Raw genomic sequence first — 17499 nt, forward strand, 5'->3', positions numbered from 1 at the left:
GGGCGGAGTACTAGGCCGCTATACGATGGGGCCGCAACCTCCGTTAGGAGGTTAGCTGGGATACCAGGACTCGAACCTAGAACAAAGGAACCAGAAACCTTCGTGTTGCCAATTACACCATATCCCATTACTCTATTGAGTTACCGTTCCGCTTCTCGCCTTTCGGCTTTTCACCGGAACGAGTAATAACTATACGGGTCTTTCCGGAGGCGTGCAAGCCGAAATCTGGAGATCCGCCTCACATTCACGGTTTTATGCCCGCTACTTCCGCGTGTTTCCGGGGTTTTTGGGGTTAAAAAGTTTTTTAAATTTCTTTAAAAAGAGGGTTTTGGGGCCGATTTTCACCCTCCAAAGCAGCTCCGAGGGGACTTGGAGAGTAGTTTTACCCCCTCCCCCGCACGCTTTGTGTCCAAAATTTTTTGAAGATTTTTCGATTCCCGCAGCATACCCGGGGACTGATTCAAAAAAAAGGGCAACACGGGATCCATGCACTACCTCCCCGATTCAGCTCAGTCGAGAAGCTTCCCTAGCCTCCGCCTCCCCAAACCTAAAACTTCTGGAGACAACAAAAAGCCCCGAGGCGAACCTCGGGGCTTCAGTGGAGCGGTTGACGAGACTTGAACTCGCGACATCCACCTTGGCAAGGTGGTGCTCTACCAACTGAGCTACAACCGCATGTTTTCGCTTTGAACTTTTCAGTTCGTCGCAACAACAGGTACTACTATACGAGCCTTTGCCGGGGTGCGCAAACTAAATTCTTGCCATACTCCCCAAAATGGAGCCAGATTCACCCCAACAAAACATACTGACTAGTAGTTTTACAGGAAACACCCATCACAAAAAATATTCTCAAATTTATAAAAAATCCCCTTATCCGCCGGTTTTCTTCAGACCTTTCGGTCGTCTGATTCCCGCTGGATAAGGGGATTCTCTAGAGCTTAGTCGCTGCTACCGCCGGAGTCGCCTCCACCGGAATCTCCGCCGCCAGAGTAGTCGGAGCTGCTGTAGCTGCTGTAGTCCGAGCTACTGGAGCTGCTGGAGCTTCCGGCGTCGAAGTCGCCCGCGTCCGGGTCGGGGCCCGGGTCCACGAAGTCGTCTTCTTCGTCCGAAGAGTCAGAAGAGTCCAAAGAATCAACAACAGACGACGAGGTGCTCACATCGCCGCCGCGAGCCGCGTTCTGCATGGCGCGTGCCTCCAGGAACGCGGTCACGTAGGCGAGCGCCGCGCCGGCAATAATGATGACGACCATCCATACGGAGCGGTCAAAGCCGGCAATGTAGGCGAACACCCAGATAATGCAGGCGTTGGTGAGCGCCATGAGGGTGCCCTTGAGCAGCGCCTTGCCGATGATGGATTGGTTATTCGGCTGGCTCATAGCTAGCTCAGTTCAGCGGCAAGCTTGCGCAGGCGTGCGAGGGAGGATTCCTTGCCCAGGATTTCCATGGATTCGAACAGCGGCGGGGAGATGCGCTCACCGGACACTGCGATACGCACGGGGCCAAATGCGAGGCGCGGCTTGATTTCCAGGCCGTCGACGATTGCGGAGCGCAGGGCTGCCTCAATATTGGCTGCGGTGAAGTCCTCGAGGGGCTCCAGAGCTTCGATTGCGGCTGCGAGGACCTGCGGTGCGGATTCCTTGAGCTGCTTGCGTGCGTCGTCTGCGGTGCTGATTTCTTCGTCAGCCTTGAAGAGGAATGCGAGCAGGCCGGGTGCTTCGCCGAGCAACTGCATACGCTCCTGAACGAGGGGGGCTGCTTCGGTGAGGATCTGCTCTTCACGCTCGGTGAGGGTATCGCCGAGTACGCCTGCAGCCTGCAGGTACGGGATGAGGCGGTCGCGGAAGTCCTTGGGGTCGAGCGCACGGATGTGGTCGCCGTTGATGGACTCTGCCTTCTTCACGTCGAAGCGTGCGGGGTTGGCGACAACGTCGTGTACGTCGAAGTGCTCGACGAGCTCGTCGATGCTGAAGACGTCCTGGTCTGCGGAGAGGGACCAGCCCAGCAGGGACAGGTAGTTCAGCAGGCCTTCCTTGATGAAGCCGGAGTCGCGCAGCAGGAAGAGGTTCGACTCGGGGTCGCGCTTGGAGAGCTTCTTGTTACCCTGGCCCATGACGTAGGGCAGGTGGCCGAATTCGGGGATGAAGCTGGTCACGCCGGTGTCGATGAGCGCGCGGTAGAGCGCGATCTGGCGCGGGGTGGAGGAGAGCAGGTCTTCGCCGCGTAGCACGTGGGTGATGCCCATGAGTGCGTCGTCGACGGGGTTCACGAAGGTGTACAGCGGGTCGCCGTTGGAGCGGACGACCACGTAGTCGGGTACGGTGCCTGCCTTGAAGGTGATTTCACCGCGAACGAGGTCGTTGAAGGTGATGTCCTCATCGGGCATGCGCAGACGCCACACGGGCTGGCGGCCTTCGGCGCGGTAGGCTTCCTTCTGCTCTTCGGTGAGGTTACGGTCGTAGTTGTCGTAGCCGAGCTGCGGGTCCTGGCCGGCTGCCTTGCGGCGTTCCTTCACCTCGTCGGGGGTGGAGAAGTCTTCGTACACGTAGCCGCCTTCAACGAGCTTTGCGAAGACCTCGTTGTAGATGCCTGCGGCCTTACGCTCGGACTGGCGGTAGGGCTCGTGGGGGCCGCCGACGCCGACACCTTCGTCCCAGTTGATGCCGAGCCAGTGCAGGGATTCGAGCACCTGGTTGAACGACTCTTCGGAGTCGCGTGCCGCGTCGGTGTCTTCGATGCGGAAGATCAGCTTGCCGCCGGTGTGGCGTGCGTACGCCCAGTTGAAGAGGGCGGTGCGGACCATGCCCACGTGCGGGGTGCCGGTGGGCGAGGGGCAGAAGCGGACGCGGGTGTCTGCGGGGCTGTTGAGTACGGGACCGTGGTATTCGGTCATGATGTCTCCTTGACGGTGTGTTTCAGGATGTACGTTACGTTTGTGGGCGCGGACTGTTTAGTCGCGCACGCGGGTGACGAGGGAGCCGATGCCTTCGACTTCGACCTCTACTTCGTTGCCGTCGCGCAGTACGCTGATGCCGGCGGGGGTGCCGGTGAGCAGTACGTCGCCGGGCAGCAGGGTGAAGATTTCCGAGGCTGCGGCAACCTGTTCGGCTACGGAGTAGTGCATTTCGGAGGTGTTGCCTTCCTGCACGACGTCGCCGTCAACCCAGGTGGTGATGTTCAGCGAGTCGGTGTCCAGGTCGGTTTCGATCCAGGGGCCGAGCGGGGTGGAGCCGTCGAAGCCCTTGGCGCGGGTCCACTGGCGGTCTTCGAGCAGGTCGCGGGCGGTGAGGTCGTTGGCTACGGTGTAGCCGAAGATGACTTCGTGCACGCGCTCAAGGGACACGGACTTGGCGATACGACCGATAATGACGGCGAGTTCACCTTCTGCGCTGACGGCTTCGGAGTACTCGGGCAGGGTCACGGGGTCGCCGGGGCCGATGACGGTGGTGTTGGGCTTGAGGAAGAACTGCGGGGAGGCGGGCGCCTCGGTTCCTGCCCAGTTTGCGATCGCTCCAATCACCTTGGAGCGGGGGATGATCGGGGCGAGCAGGCGCACCTGGTCGATGGGGTAGGTGGTGCCGGTCGGTTCGATACCCGAGTAGAAGGGGTCGCCGGCGAGTACGCGCAGGGTTTCTTCGCCTGCGTCGCCTTCTACCAGCCCGAAGTGGAGCTCATTATTTACGGTAAATCGTGCAATACGCATACTTTCTAGGGTACCAGCCTTCGAGGGTGTGGGCGGCGGGCGGAATTGGCAAGGCAGGTTTTAGCCCGGCGGGGTTCAACACTATTAGGTTCGGCGGGGTGCGCCTCCCCTCCCCTGTCCTCACGCTATCAACGCCGCGCGCAATACTCGCCGAGCACAGCATCACCGGGCACGGCATTTTCCGAGCACCTCATTTTCCGGGCACAGCGAATCCCCGCGGATTGCTCACCGCGCGACGTGCGGGGTCGGGCGGGGGCATCCTGCGGGGATTTCGCGGGTTACGTTAGATTCACGTTTAGATGAGGCGGGTCATCCAGCCGTGGCGGTCCTCAACGGTGCCGAGCTGAATGCCGACGAGCTCTTCGCGCAGGCTCTTGGAGATTTCGCCGAAGTGCTCGGTGGGTGCCGGGATTTCGAAGTCTTCTGCCTTGAGCTTGCCGATGGGTGCGACCACTGCTGCGGTGCCGCAGGCGAAGATTTCGGTGATGTCGCCGTTTGCCACGCCTTCACGCCATTCGGTGAGGGTGATTGCGCGCTCTTCGACGGTCATGCCGCGGTCCTTGGCGAGCTGAATCAGCGAGGAGCGGGTCACGCCCTCCAGGATGGTGCCGGTCAGTTCGGGGGTGACGATCTTGTTTTCCTTGCCGAAGATGAAGAACACGTTCATGCCGCCGAGCTCTTCGATGGCGTCGCCGCGGTGCGGGTCCTTGAAGATAACCTGCTTGCAGCCGTGCTTTTCACCCTCGGTCTGGGCAATCATGGATGCTGCGTAGTTACCGCCGCACTTTGCCGCACCGGTGCCGCCTTCGCCTGCGCGGGCGTAGGTGGTGGAGAGCCAAATGTCCACGGGTTCGGGGGTGCCGAAGTAGTTACCTGCGGGCGAGCCGATCACGTGGTACTGCACGTGGCGTGCGGGGCGAACGCCGAGGAACGCCTCGGTTGCGATCATGAAGGGGCGGAAGTAGAAGGCTTCACCGTCGCCGGTGGGTACCCACTGCTCGTCCATCTTCACGAGTTCACGCAGGGATTCGATGAAGGTCTCTTCGGGCAGTTCGGGCAGGGAGAGGCGGCGTGCGGAGTTCGCGAAGCGTGCCGCGTTCTTCTCGGGGCGGAAGGTCCATACGGAGCCGTCGGCGTGGCGGTAGCCCTTGATACCTTCGAAGATTTCCTGGCCGTAGTGGAACACGGATGCTGCGGGGTCGAGGACGAGCGGGCCGTAGGGGTGAACTCGTGCGTCATACCAGGTGCCGCCGGTCTTGTAGTCGCCTTCCCAGTCGATGGTGACCATGTGGTCGCTGAAGTAGTCACCGAAGCCGGGGTTTGCGAGGATTTCGGCGCGGCGTTCGGCGGTGGCGGGTGACTGGTTTGCTTCGTGGCTGAATTCGGTTGCCATCGTTCTGCGTTCCTCTTCGTCTAGTTGCCTCTGTGGGCGTTCTTTGAGTGGCGGTTCTCGCGGCGGGGCGAGGGACCGGTGTGTGCCGCCGGGCGCGTTGTCGTGCGGGGCAGATGGTGCATCTAGCGGTCTGTGCTAGTTGGATGCATCAAAGCTAGTGGTGGATGGTGTCCACCGCCGAGGTGCCGGGCGGGTGTGCCTGACCTGTTTAGAGTACCGGAAAGATGCGTTTGCCGCATGCGCACCTTTTCTGCCATTCAGGATGTGAACAGGTGAAGCCCGGAAGGTGTGTTCCTTCCGGGCTTCACTAGCGTAGTTTACGTTTTAGCCGAGCCAGTTTTAGCCGGGCAAGTATTAACCGAGGCGTGCGAGCACGTCCGCGCCGACCTGATCGGTTCCGCGCACGCTCGCGCCGTTCTCGCGCATATCTGCCTCAACAGCGTCCTCAATGCGGGCTGCGGCGGCGTCGTGGCCGAGGTGGCGCAGCAGCATTGCGCCGGCGAGGATTGCGGCGGTGGGGTTTGCCTTGTTCTGGCGGGCGATGTCCGGTGCGGAGCCGTGTACGGGCTCGAACATGGAGGGGAACTCGCCGACGGCGTTGATGTTGCCGCTTGCCGCGTAGCCGATACCGCCGGTGACTGCACCTGCGAGGTCGGTGATGATGTCGCCGAAGAGGTTGTCGGTGACGATCACGTCGAAGCGGGCGGGGTCGGTGACCATGAAGATGGTGGTCGCGTCAATGTGCAGGTAGTCGGTCTCAACCTCGGGGAATTCAGCCGCGATTTCGGTGAAGTAGCGGTTGTAGAGGCGACCTGCGTGGGTGAGCACGTTGGTCTTGTGCACGAGGGTGACCTTCTTGCGGCGGGTGGACGCCAGCTCGAAGGCGTAGCGCACCAGGCGCTCCACACCGTGTGCGGTGTTGAGGGAGACTTCGGTGGCGATTTCGTGGGGGGTGCCGCCGCGGATGACGCCGCCGTTGCCAATGTAGGGGCCTTCGGTGCCTTCACGCACGACCACAAAGTCGATGTTGCCGGGGTTGGCGAGCGGGGAGACTGCGCCGGGGTACAGGCGGGAGGGGCGCAGGTTGATGTAGTGGTCGAAGGCGAAGCGCAGCTTCAGGAGCATTTCGCGTTCGATGAGGCCGGAGGGAATCTTGCCGCTGCGCGGGTCTGCACCGATGGCGCCGAAGAGGATCGCGTCGTGCTGCTTGAGGGCGTCCATGGTGGAGTCGGGCAGGGTTTCACCGGTTTCCAGCCAGTGCTCGGCGCCGAGCTTGTAGTGGGTGGGGGTTACGGTGATGTTTTCGAGCTCGCAGGCGCGGGTGAGGATGCGCTGGGCTTCGGTAATGATTTCGGGGCCGATGCCGTCGCCGGGGATGACGGCGAGGTCGATGCTACGTGCTTCAGTCATGCCTCTACCGTAATACGCGCCGCGGGTGGGCGGTAGAGTGTGCGGGCGGGTTCTCAGACTCTGGGCTAGGGAGGGGTGGGATAGATGGATACTACCGGTTAAAACAATATTCCCCGGCTGAATCATCAGCCGGGGAATATCGTTATGAGTTCTCACTCAGAGTTAGAGCCCTAAAGGTCTATGCAATTACGCGGTGCGCTTGCAGAGGGAGACCTTGACGTAGCCGTTGCCACGAACGCCACGTTCGGTCGGAGCGTTACCTGCGGACTCGATGGAGCCACCGGAAACACCGGGAGCAACGTAGGAGCCACCAGCGCCACCGCCGCCACCGAACTGTGCGAAGCCAACGTTCTGGCGCAGACCGTTGGGGTTGTTGTTCCACTTCTGGGTCAGAACGATTGCGGAGGAGGAGGTAGAAGCACCGGAGCCACCGCCACCGTAGCCTGCGCCACCACCTGCGGAGATGACGGACTCGTAGCCGTTGAAGTTGAAGCCGATGGATTCGTACTCGAGAGCGTAGCCCTTACCGTTCTTGGTGCCCTCTTCCTTCTTGGTGCGATCGTTGTTGTCGATCAGGTAGGAGTAGGAGCCAACGCCGTCGCCACCGTTACCCTTGAAGCCGTCGCCACCCTGGTTACCGGACTTGGAGGAAGCGTAGATTTCCTGGTTGTTAGCGGAGGAGTAGCCCAGAACGCCGTTGGGGGACTTGCCGGAGGGCAGGTCGGTCTTGGAACCACCGTTACCACCGATACCTGCGGAGCCACCCTCACCTGCGTTAACAGTGGTGGTGACGGAGGTGTCAGCAGCGTAGGTCAGTGCACCCTGCTTACCTGCGGAACCTTCTGCACCATCAGCGGAACCACCGGTGGAACCGATAACGGGGTACACGTTGCGCTTTGCGCCGGAGGGCCACAGGCGACCTGCGTCAACTGCGCCAGCCGCAGCGTACTGCTCGTTGTTGTTAGCGCCACCGGAGTTCACGAAGCCAGCGCCACCGCCGCCACCTGCAACTGCAACGGGGGTACCGTTGATAACCAGAGCGGAGGAGCCACCACCGGATGCGGAGTAGATGATGCGCTTCAGGCTGGAGTCCTTCGGCCAAATAGCGTTGACGCGCTGCATGACGCTTGCGGGGATGGGGGTGGGCAGGTTGGAGGAACCGCCGTTACCGTAGCCCTCGCCACCCTCTGCGGGGGACAGGGGGCCCTTACCGATACCACCGGCTGCGCCGATGAGCTGAACGGTCTGGCCGGGCTTGACCTCGATGATACCGGTGATCTTAGCACCGGAGCCTGCTGCGATATCGTCGTAGTTGGTACCACCAGCGCCACCGACAACCTCGAACTTGATCTTGTCGACCAGCGGGGGAACGACGAAGGACTGGGTGCCCTTAGCACCCGAAGCGTTACCTTCAGCGGTGTAAGCTGCGGTGGACTCCCACTCACATTCGGTGGAGGAAGCAAAAGCGGGAACTGCAGCAGATGCTGCGACAACCGGAGCAGCCCATGCTGCGCCAGCGACAACCTTGCGGCGAGAAATGTTAGTAGACATGTATGTCCTTCGAGAGTGATGTCATTTTGAGGAATAAAAGTTATCACCCGCCGTCGTGCACGGCGAAGAACGTCACCTGATGAGATTCGAGTGAGTGAAGTAGGCTTGCGCCTAACCTCTGGTGATAACGACATAATGCTGTAACCGGTCCCCTGCATAGGGACTTTCGCGTTTCAGAGCGCTTGGTGTTCACTCTGCGAGGCCTTGCCTCCTGGACGCAGAATTTCGGTACAGCCAAAACTATACCCATCAAAGACCTGTACCGCAATGGTTCCAAAAATGGTTTGATGAGGGGGTTTCCCTTAAACTCTCCGCCTTGGTTGAAGGTTTTTCAACCAAAATAGGTTACTTAAGGGAGTTTCAAGTCTCTTAAACTCGAATTCGAACCCCATACAACCCCAAACTCTCAAGTTTTAGTTGAGGGAATATTTTTCGAAAAAGTAACCAAGGTCACTAAAAATAGGTGTTTTCGGCGTGTCATACTCACTCAAGCACACAACCCCACACGCAAACCCACAAAATATCCCTGCATGTGAGAGTAGAAAGAGGCTCCCAGCCCCGCCCCACCACCCCGATACACTGGAAACATGCCCCTCAAGCACACCGAACCCCAGAAGAACCCACAGCACAGCACAGAGACGGCCGGATCAGGCTACGCCGTAACGCATACCCGCGGCATCTCAGAAAGCATCGACCTGCCCGCCGATGCAATCACCGCCTCCAGCCGCGTGCAAAGCTACCTCAGAGACAACCGCGGCTGGATGAACATTATCGTCGTCGCGCACATGCAGTTCTTCTGCTGCGTACTCTCCGTTGCCTTCATCAATGGCTACGGCTGGATCCCGCTCATCTCCGCGCTCTGCAGCACCACCGCGCTCTACTTCCGCTACCGCTTCCCCTACGGCAGCATCTACGTGGTCATCGCGGCGCTCTGCCTCACCCTCCTGTCTCCCTTCCCCGACTCACTCGCAGTCACCTGCTACCCGCCGGTCACCCTCGCCGCCTACCATATCGGCAGGCACTGGACCCGCCGCGCCCGCTTCCGCGGCCTCATTCTCGGCTGGGTCGGCGCACTCGCCGTCACCGTGCAGGCCTCACTCTCATTCCTCTACCACTGGGACGACATACCCGCCCGCATCTTCATCTCCCTGATGCTCGGCGTGCTCTGCGGATCCATCTTCACCGTCTTCTGGTTCCTCGGCGACTCCCGCCGCATGCGCGAACTGCGCAGCGAAGAGTTCGAAGAACGCGCCCGCCGCCTCGAATACGAGCAGGAACAGGAACGCCGCCTCGCTGCGCAGGACGAACGCACCCGCATCGCCCGCGAAATGCACGATATTGTGGCGCACTCGCTCTCCAGCATTATTTCCCAGGCAGACGGGGCACGCTACGCCGCCGCGAGCGCCCGCACCGCACGCGCCCAGCAGGCTCAGCAGGTTGAGCAATCGGGTCAGGCTCAGCAGAGCGAACCGGATATTGCCGAGCAGACCCTCGAGCTCATCGCAGACACGGCGCGCGACTCCCTCACCCAGATGCGTTCCCTCCTCGGGCTACTCCGCACGGACGAGGCAACCGCCTACGCACCCGTGCCCACCCTCAGCGATGTGCCCGCCCTCGTGGAGCAGAGCCGCCGCGCCGGGCTACCCGTCACCTTCACCGGAATCACCGGCACCATGGCGCGTGCCCTACCGCAGGGTGCCGAGCTGGCGGCGTACCGCACCGTGCAGGAGGCGCTCACCAACGCACTCAAGCACTCCCCCGGCGCGGCAACCACCGTCACCATTCACTGGGGTGAGGACGGTCTGCACTTGTGGGTGCAGAACGACCCGGTTTCCTCTACCGCGGCTCAGCACATTGCCCGCCCGGTACCCGGTAGCGGTAACGGTCTGCGCGGCATGAGCGAGCGCATCGCCCTCTACCACGGCTCACTCACCTACGGTCTGCAGCCTGACGGCGGCTGGCTCGTTGAGGCGGCGCTGCCCTACCGCGACCTCTAATACCCGTGCCCTCTACTACCTCGTGATCTAGGATTGAAACTATGTACTCTTCTGCACCACAGACCACCCAGCCGATCCGCGTGATGCTCGTTGACGACCAGCGCCTAGTGCGCGGCGGCTTGAGCATGCTCGTCAACTCCCAGCCGGACCTGCAGGTCGTCATGGAAGCTGATGACGGTCTGGCGGCTATTGACGTTTTTGACCGCATGGTCTCTGAGGGGCAGGCGCCGCAGGTCATCCTCATGGATGTGCGCATGCCGCACTGCGACGGTCTGGAGGCGGCGCGCCGCATCCTGGAGCGTGACGGCGAACGTGAAGTTTCCGAGGATGAGCGGGTGCGCATTATTATGCTCACGACCTTCGATATTGATGAGTACGTGTATTCGGCGGTGCGTGCGGGTGCGAGCGGTTTCTTGTTGAAGGACACTCCGCCGGAGCAGCTGCTGGAGGCGATTCGTACGGTGCACCGCGGCGATGCGGTGATTGCGCCGTCTGCGACTCGCCGCCTGTTGGAGCAGATGATTCCGGTGCTGGACTCCCCCGCTCCTGTTGTTCCTACCGCTCCTGCCGCTCCTGCCGCTGAGTCTGTTCCTGTTATTCCCTCGGCTGCTGGTTCTGAACTTCCTAAGGCGACGTTTATTCCGGCTGAGCATGCAAGCTTTGAGCCTGTGCAGGATTATCCGCATCGTGAGTTAATTGAGCAGTTGTCGCCGCGTGAGTTTGAGGTGCTGGGTTTGATTGCGCGTGGCTTGTCGAATGCGGAGATTACGCGGGAGCTGGTGCTTTCGGAGGCGACGGTGAAGACGCATGTGTCGCATGTGTTGGCGAAGTTGGGGGCGCGTGATCGTGTGCAGGCGGTCATTATGGCGTATGAGGCGGGTATCGCCCACTAGCGCTCCCTTATATAAGGGCACAGCAGAAATAGAGAGCACAACAGACTAGAGGACACAGTGAAGTCCCGGCGGGCGCCTCCTGATCGAGGCACCCTCCGGGGCTCTTTAGTTAAGTAGTTTCTTGTATCTCGTCGATGATTTGTTCAAAGTCGCTCATCAGCTCAGGCAACTTCTTATAGCGGCAACTCCACCATGTCTGGTTCTGCCTCCGCATAGATGCGGGGGCGCAACCGGGTGACCATATCAACGCTACGGCCGGTCAGCTGTTCAATGCGGTGCTGAGCATCGACCATCTGCATGAACTCGTCAAAAGGGGCTACCCCCGGCATCTGCACCAAAAAATCCAGGTCGCTGGTTTCGGTCAGCTCACCGCGGGCGGCGCTGCCGAAGAGTCGGGCACGGCGCACACCAGCGTCACGGAGGATCTGAAGAACCTCCGCTTCATGGGGTAGCGTGTACCCGCGACGCAGATTGGGGTGGCTAGTACTCATACACCCATCATACGCGCAAAGCCATGCTACAGGTCAGCTCCAAGAATCTGAGAGTACAAGCACGCCAAACTAGAGGACACAGTGAAGCCCCGGCGGGCGCCTCCTAATCGAGGCACCCTCCGGGGCTTTCTCACGCCGAGTATCCGGGTTCGCCGGGTACTGTGACTATGCCAGGTACAGCGGGTTAGCCGCGCATACCCTCAACCGGGGACATGCGAGCCGAACGAGCCGCCGGCAGAGCCGAAGCCAGCATCGCGGCGAGCACACCCACAACGAGGATGACCACGTACCAGACGTACGGCAGGTCAAGCACGAGCGGGGCGGAAGCACTCATGGAAGACATAATAATCTGCGCAGAGAGGCTACCAATCACCGCACCGGAAACCATACCGAGCACCACTGCGGCGAGCGTAATCAGAATCGCCTCAATGGAAATCATACGGCGCAGCTGCTTGCGGGACAGACCCAGCGAGCGGAGCATCGCGTTCTCGCGGCGGCGTTCGTTGACCGACAGGGTCATCGTGTTCGCCACACCAATAATCGAGATGACCACTGCGAGCATGAGCATCACCAGGGTGAAGGTCAGCATAACGGTCAGCAACTGGTCGTAGGTCTGACGTTCCTGCAAGCCACCGGTGAAGGAGCTGTCCGGGCTGGCTCGGTTCAGGTCAGCCTGCAGGGTCGCGTTCTCGCTACTGGTCAGCGGGGAGGCGGCGCGCACCAGAACGACGGTGTCGTTACCGGTTGCCTGGCTGGTGACGGTCAGACGTGCTGCCTTCGTCTGAGCTTCCTGGTCACCGCTGGCGATTGCTTCTTCCATGCGCTTCTGAGCTTCCTCAGCGGCGGGGTTGGCAACCTTCTGCGGGTTCTTGGCGTCCTGCAGCTTGGCGGCGGTGGCAGGGTTGACGATCAGCAGGTTCTGCTTGGTTGCGGACTTGACGGGTTTGAGTTCCACTTCGCCGAGCGGGCCGTGTGCCTTCAGACGACTGGACTCATTCAATCCAGCGGACTTCCAGAGGCCCTGCGGTACGAGCACGGTGTCATCCGCAAGGTTCGAGTTTTCGCCCGGCAGGATTGCCTTCAAATCGGAGGAGCTCAGCGCCACCAGGTCGGAATTCTGGTTGGCGGTCTGTCCCTCGTATTCGACGGTGTAGTCAACCACACCGGCTGCGTAACCGACGGCGGATGCCTGAACGTTCTTAATACCCTTGACCTTGGAGGCGATTTCCTCCGCCTTGGTCACGGTGGAGGTTGCCTCGGACTGGTCATACGAGCTGTACTTTGCCTGCGCAGAAATCGGGTACTGCTGATCCAGGGCTTTGGTCAGCGAGGCGCTCAGCACCGAGTAACCGGTCAGCACAGTCGATACGACCAGGGTACCCACCAGCACGGCACGACCGGTGGAGACGGTGCGCTTGGGCGAACGTAGTGCGTTGGCGAGCGCCAGCTTGCCGGTCTGGGTGCGGGTGACCTTACCGAGGGCACGTACCAGCGGGGGCAGTACCAGCGGGGTGAGGAGAAAGACCGCGATACCGAGCAGCAGCGCGGCCCCCATCATGAGGAGGATGGCCTTATTGCCGGCACCCTCACCGGAACCCTGGTTCTGAGCCAGCATAGCCAGGCCGATACCTGCGGCACCGAAGACCAGACCCAGGATCGGGCCGACCTTGCCGGGCTTGCGCACCTCAAGGTTGGTGTGCTCGCTCATCGCGCTGATGGGCGAGATGCGCAGGGCGCTTCGTGCCGGGGAGAGCGACGCCAGAACCGTCACGATGGTGCAGATCAGGGTACTGATAATCACCGGGGTGATTGAGTACGAAATCATGATGGTGGTGAGGTTTGCGCCAACCAGCGCGCCAACCGGGTAGGTCAGCAGCGCACCGATGAGGGAGAACACCACGCCCACGGTAATGGATTCGATGAGTAGCATCCGTACAAGGGAGCCGCCGCGGGCGCCGAGGGTGCGCAGCAGAGCCAGCTCACGGATGCGCTGGCCGACCAGCACCGCGAAGGTGTTGGAGATGACGAAGGAGGAAACCAGCAGAGCCAGTGCCGCGAAGGCACCCAGGACCACGCTAATGGAGGTGAAGACCGTGGAGATACTCTTCTGGTAGTCTTCCAGCAGCTTCTGACCGGTCATAACGCGCGGGTCGTTCTTGGTGTCGCCGCTGCTGAGGGTATCCTGCAGGCTCTTGAGTTTGGCGTCGGTTACGCCGTCCTTGAACTTGAGGTAGATGAGGTTCGCGCCAGCCATGCCCCGGTATCCTGCCGCGGAGCTCTTGTTTTCTGTCTCGGCTGCTTTCAGGGTGGCTTCGCCGAGGCTGGTGCCGCCAATGAAGACAGCCTGGTTGGTGGTGGAGCCTTCAAAACCGGGGTCGAACAGACCGACGACGGTGTATTCGGCGGTCTTGTCAGTACCGGGAGCGCTGACGGATTCTACAACGTCGGTGCTGGTGACCTTGCCGTTCAGCGAGAGGTTGTGCTTCTTCGCGAAGTAGGTAGAGACCATGATTTCGTGGTCGCTACTGGGGATTTTACCCTGCACCTTGTACGGGAAGAGGCTCGAGTCGGCGGGCAGCTGGTTGTACTGCACGGGGGTTTTCTGATCGCCGGTACCGATCGAACCCGTGACGGCATACTGAACCCAGTAGCCGGAGAGCAGGTCGCTCTTTTCTACTTTCTGAATCTGGTCACGGGTCAGGTAGATAGAGGTGCTGTCTTTACCGTCGCTGGTTGTAGCGGCGGAGGCGACGACCGCCTCGGCGCGGGAGAGCACGTCACCAACGGAGGAGTTGACGGTCGCCTGCAACGAGTTGGTGAGCATCATAATGGCGGCGATGAAGAAGGATGAGATCGCGATGCCTATGCCCGTGAGGATGTATTTTCCTTTGGAAGCGCGCAGATTGGAGCGCGCCACCGTGTTCAGTGTGGTTGCCACGGCTTATCGACCTTCCAGCTGTGCCATTGCGCCGAGGACGGCGTCGTAGGTGGGTTCGATCATTTCGCCGGCGACCATGCCGTCCTTGATGAAGACCACGCGGTCTGCGTAGGAGGCGGCGTTTGCGTCGTGGGTGACCATGAGGATGGTCTGTGCGTGGTCGGTTGCGGCGGCACGCAGCAGGCGCAGCACCTCTGCGCCGGAGTTGGAGTCGAGGTTACCGGTCGGTTCGTCGGCGAAGACCACTTCGGGGCGTGCAAGCAGGGCGCGCACGATGGCGACGCGCTGCTGCTGACCGCCGGAGAGCTGTTCGGGGCGGTGGTCGAGGCGGGTTTCCAGGCCGAGGGTCTTGACCAGGTAGTCGCGCCACTGCGGGTCGGGCTTCTTACCGGCGAGGCCCAGCGGCAGGTCAATGTTCTGGCCCGCGGTGAGGGTGGGCACCAGGTTAAACGCCTGGAAGATGAAGCCGATGTGTTCGCGGCGGAATTCGGTGAGGGCGTTGTCCTTCAGACCGAAGAGCTCGGTACCGCCAATACGAATCGAGGTTGCCGGGTTCGGGTCGGGGGTGTCCAGGGTTGCGATGGTCTGCATCAGCGTGGACTTACCCGAGCCGGAGGGGCCCATAATGGCGGTGAACTTGCCCTGCTCAAAGTCGACGGAGACGTTGTTGAGGGCGTGGACGGTTGCTTCACCCATGCCGTAGGTTTTGGAAAGGTTTCGTGCGGAGACGGCGACCTGTGCCGTCTGTGTGTGAGGAGTTGTCGTAGTCATAGTTCAATTATTTCACGCAGCATGGCGCTGACTACAGGGTTTTTCTCATCCTCCAGGTTGATTTTGGCGGGTGTTCACCGGGTCTTGACCTGCGGATGCGCAGATTCCTCGCTCATTCCACGGGCTGAGGTGAGCCTGAGGCGGGCTGGGCGGGGCACCGGCATCATCCTTAAGGATGAGTGGCGGCTCACCCGGCGTTCTCACCCTGCATCCTTACCCTGCTTCTCCGCCTCGCGCCTACACCTATATATGTATGCGAAAAGCCCCCGGTTCCTCCCCCAATCTGGGTGGGGAAGCCGGGGGCTTTCATAGACTATCCGTTACAGCGCTATCAGTTACGGCGCCGTCTCAGGCTCTGTCCGCTGATACTCAGGCAGCTGTTATGCCTTGGGTGCTTCGTAGCGGGGGAACACCGGTGCGGGTGCGGGCAGTTCGGTGCCGGGCACGAGTGCGGTGCCGAGGGCTGCGAACTGGCGTGCGTCACCTTCGGGTACGCCGAGCAGGGTCAGCAGCTTGGCGGTCGAGTCGGGCATGACGGGCTGCAGCAGCAGGGCTACCTGGCGTACGACCTCAAGGGTTACGTACAGTACGGTGTTCATGCGGTCGAGTTCGCCGTTCTTGCGCAGGGTCCAGGGTTCCTGTTCTGCGAAGTAGGCGTTGGTGTCTGCGAGGACGGTCCAGATGCGTTCCAAAGCGCGGTGGAATGCCTGCTCGTCGAAGTCTGCACGGACGGGCTCGTAGAGGGCTGCCGCCTGGTCGAGGATCTGGCGGTCAGCTTCGGTGAATTCGCCGTGGGTGGGGACGGCATCGCCGCAGTTCTTGGCGACCATGGACAGGGAACGCTGGGCAAGGTTGCCGAGGTTGTTTGCCAGGTCGGAGTTGATGCGGTTGATGATGGACTCTTCGGAGTAGGAGCCGTCCTGACCGAAGGACACTTCACGCATGAGGAAGAAGCGGACCGCGTCCAGGCCGAACGCGTTGACAAGGTTTGCGGGGTCGACGACGTTACCGACGGACTTGGACATCTTCTCGCCGTTGACGAGCAGGAAGCCGTGGCCGAAGACGCGCTTGGGCAGTTCGACTCCGGCGGACCACAGGAATGCGGGCCAGTAGATGGAGTGGAATCGGGTGATGTCCTTGCCGATGAGGTGCAGGTCGGCGGGCCAGTACTTGGTGAACAGCTCGTTGTCGGTGTCGGGGTAGCCGAGGCCGGTGAGGTAGTTGGTGAGGGCGTCGACCCACACGTACATGACGTGCTTGTCGTTGCCGGGTACGGGTACGCCCCAGTCGAAGGTGGTGCGGGAGATGGACAGGTCATTGAGGCCGCCCTTGACGAAGGAGATCAGTTCGTTGCGGCGGGATTCGGGGTAGACGTAGCCTTCGTTGGCGTAGAGTTCGAGGAGCTTGTCGCCGTACTTGGAGAGGCGGAAGAAGTAGGATTCTTCTTCGGTCCATTCGACTTCGGTGCCGGTGGTGATGGCGTAGCGCTGGCCGTCGCGGACTTCAGTTTCGTCTTCTGCGTAGTAGGCTTCGTCGCGTACGGAGTACCAGCCGGCGTACTTGTCGAGGTAGATGTCGCCGTTTTCTTCCATGCGCTTCCAGATGGCCTGGGATGCGACATAGTGGTCGGGGTCGGTGGTGCGGATGAAGCGGTCGTAGCTGATGTTCAGCGCGTCGTTCATTGCTTTGAAGCGTGCGGAGTTCTCGTCGGCGAGTTCCTTAGCGGTCTTACCGAGCTTCTCGGCGGTGGTCTGCATCTTCTGGCCGTGCTCGTCGGTGCCGGTCATGAAGCGCACGTCGAAGCCGTCGAGGCGCTTGAAGCGGGCTAGCACGTCGGCTGCGATGGTTTCGTAGGCATGGCCGATGTGCGGGTTGCCATTGGGGTAGGAGATGGCGGTGGTGATGTAGAACGGAGTTGCAGTCATAACTTTCAGTTTACCGCAGTCTTAGGCTAGGCTCTCACCGGGGTTACACTCTGATACGCGGTGGCTTATTGCTTGTGGGTGGAGGCTGCCACGCCGCATGTTTCCTCCGCGCCACATGCAAAACGCCAAATCACCAAGCAACACACTAAAAGGCGACAGCCCTCCCCCGCACCAGTTCGCTAGGCACGGGGCGCACGCCCAAACCACGAACCACCCGGCGGGATTAGCTCGAGGTTCGGCACCCTCCTCGCTCCTACAGGGGCACCCGCCCTCGCTTCGCTTCGGGCACCCTGATGTCGCTACGGAGGCCACCGAAACCTCCACGCACCCACCAGAGGTTGCGTATAGGTGTGCCCACCGGGAGCCCCTGGGTGCAGCTACGTTTTCCGGAAGCGCCCTCAGGGTGTCACACGGACGCTCTCCGCAGCGA

Annotated in this window: 12 protein-coding genes and 2 tRNA genes; 2 read left to right on the forward strand and 12 right to left on the reverse strand. The window is 61.0% G+C overall.

What is annotated here, in order from left to right; genetic code table 11:
* Positions 1-55 precede the first annotated feature (55 nt).
* The 8 genes from HMPREF2942_RS04205 to HMPREF2942_RS04240 form a co-directional block, all read right to left on the reverse strand.
* Positions 56-127 (reverse strand) — tRNA-Gln (locus HMPREF2942_RS04205).
* A 472-nt stretch (positions 128-599) separates the two neighbouring features.
* Positions 600-675 (reverse strand) — tRNA-Gly (locus tag HMPREF2942_RS04210).
* 263 nt (positions 676-938) lie between these two features.
* Complete coding sequence (locus tag HMPREF2942_RS04215; protein WP_070688468.1) at positions 939-1376, reverse strand: hypothetical protein; 438 nt, start codon at positions 1374-1376, stop codon at positions 939-941.
* Positions 1377-1378: 2 nt separating this feature from the next.
* Positions 1379-2890: a glutamate--tRNA ligase gene (gene gltX, locus HMPREF2942_RS04220; RefSeq protein WP_070688469.1), complete on the reverse strand. Its 1512-nt coding sequence runs from the start codon at positions 2888-2890 to the stop codon at positions 1379-1381.
* A 57-nt stretch (positions 2891-2947) separates the two neighbouring features.
* Positions 2948-3700 (reverse strand): fumarylacetoacetate hydrolase family protein, encoded by a 753-nt coding sequence (locus HMPREF2942_RS04225; protein ID WP_070688470.1) that lies wholly within the window; start codon positions 3698-3700, stop codon positions 2948-2950.
* 295 nt (positions 3701-3995) lie between these two features.
* Complete coding sequence (locus HMPREF2942_RS04230) at positions 3996-5093, reverse strand: branched-chain amino acid aminotransferase (RefSeq protein WP_070633943.1); 1098 nt, start codon at positions 5091-5093, stop codon at positions 3996-3998.
* A gap of 354 nt (positions 5094-5447) precedes the next feature.
* Positions 5448-6503 (reverse strand): 3-isopropylmalate dehydrogenase, encoded by a 1056-nt coding sequence (locus HMPREF2942_RS04235; protein ID WP_070688471.1) that lies wholly within the window; start codon positions 6501-6503, stop codon positions 5448-5450.
* 186 nt (positions 6504-6689) lie between these two features.
* Positions 6690-8054 (reverse strand): hypothetical protein, encoded by a 1365-nt coding sequence (locus HMPREF2942_RS04240; protein ID WP_044150320.1) that lies wholly within the window; start codon positions 8052-8054, stop codon positions 6690-6692.
* 587 nt (positions 8055-8641) lie between these two features.
* Between HMPREF2942_RS04240 and HMPREF2942_RS04245 the strand changes: the two genes are divergently transcribed.
* Both HMPREF2942_RS04245 and HMPREF2942_RS04250 read left to right on the forward strand, forming a co-directional pair.
* Positions 8642-10051, forward strand: a complete 1410-nt coding sequence (locus HMPREF2942_RS04245; protein ID WP_210399422.1) for a histidine kinase — start codon at positions 8642-8644, stop codon at positions 10049-10051.
* A gap of 41 nt (positions 10052-10092) precedes the next feature.
* Complete coding sequence (locus HMPREF2942_RS04250; RefSeq protein WP_070688472.1) at positions 10093-10944, forward strand: response regulator; 852 nt, start codon at positions 10093-10095, stop codon at positions 10942-10944.
* A 173-nt stretch (positions 10945-11117) separates the two neighbouring features.
* On the opposite strand, the gene HMPREF2942_RS04255 is transcribed toward HMPREF2942_RS04250, so the two are convergent.
* From HMPREF2942_RS04255 to metG, 4 genes are all read right to left on the reverse strand, one after another.
* Positions 11118-11435 carry a nucleotidyltransferase family protein gene (locus HMPREF2942_RS04255; RefSeq protein WP_005505534.1) on the reverse strand — a complete coding sequence of 106 codons (318 nt, stop codon included), beginning with the start codon at positions 11433-11435 and terminating at the stop codon, positions 11118-11120.
* A 184-nt stretch (positions 11436-11619) separates the two neighbouring features.
* Positions 11620-14373 carry an ABC transporter permease gene (locus HMPREF2942_RS04260; RefSeq protein WP_070688473.1) on the reverse strand — a complete coding sequence of 918 codons (2754 nt, stop codon included), beginning with the start codon at positions 14371-14373 and terminating at the stop codon, positions 11620-11622.
* Positions 14374-14376: 3 nt separating this feature from the next.
* On the reverse strand, positions 14377-15144 hold the full coding sequence (locus tag HMPREF2942_RS04265; protein WP_070688474.1) for an ABC transporter ATP-binding protein: 768 nt from the start codon (positions 15142-15144) through the stop codon (positions 14377-14379).
* A 380-nt stretch (positions 15145-15524) separates the two neighbouring features.
* Positions 15525-17069 (reverse strand): methionine--tRNA ligase, encoded by a 1545-nt coding sequence (gene metG, locus HMPREF2942_RS04270; protein ID WP_070642680.1) that lies wholly within the window; start codon positions 17067-17069, stop codon positions 15525-15527.
* Positions 17070-17499: the final 430 nt, after the last annotated feature.

Source organism: Rothia sp. HMSC071C12 (genome assembly GCF_001813895.1).
Taxonomy (GTDB): domain Bacteria; phylum Actinomycetota; class Actinomycetes; order Actinomycetales; family Micrococcaceae; genus Rothia; species Rothia mucilaginosa.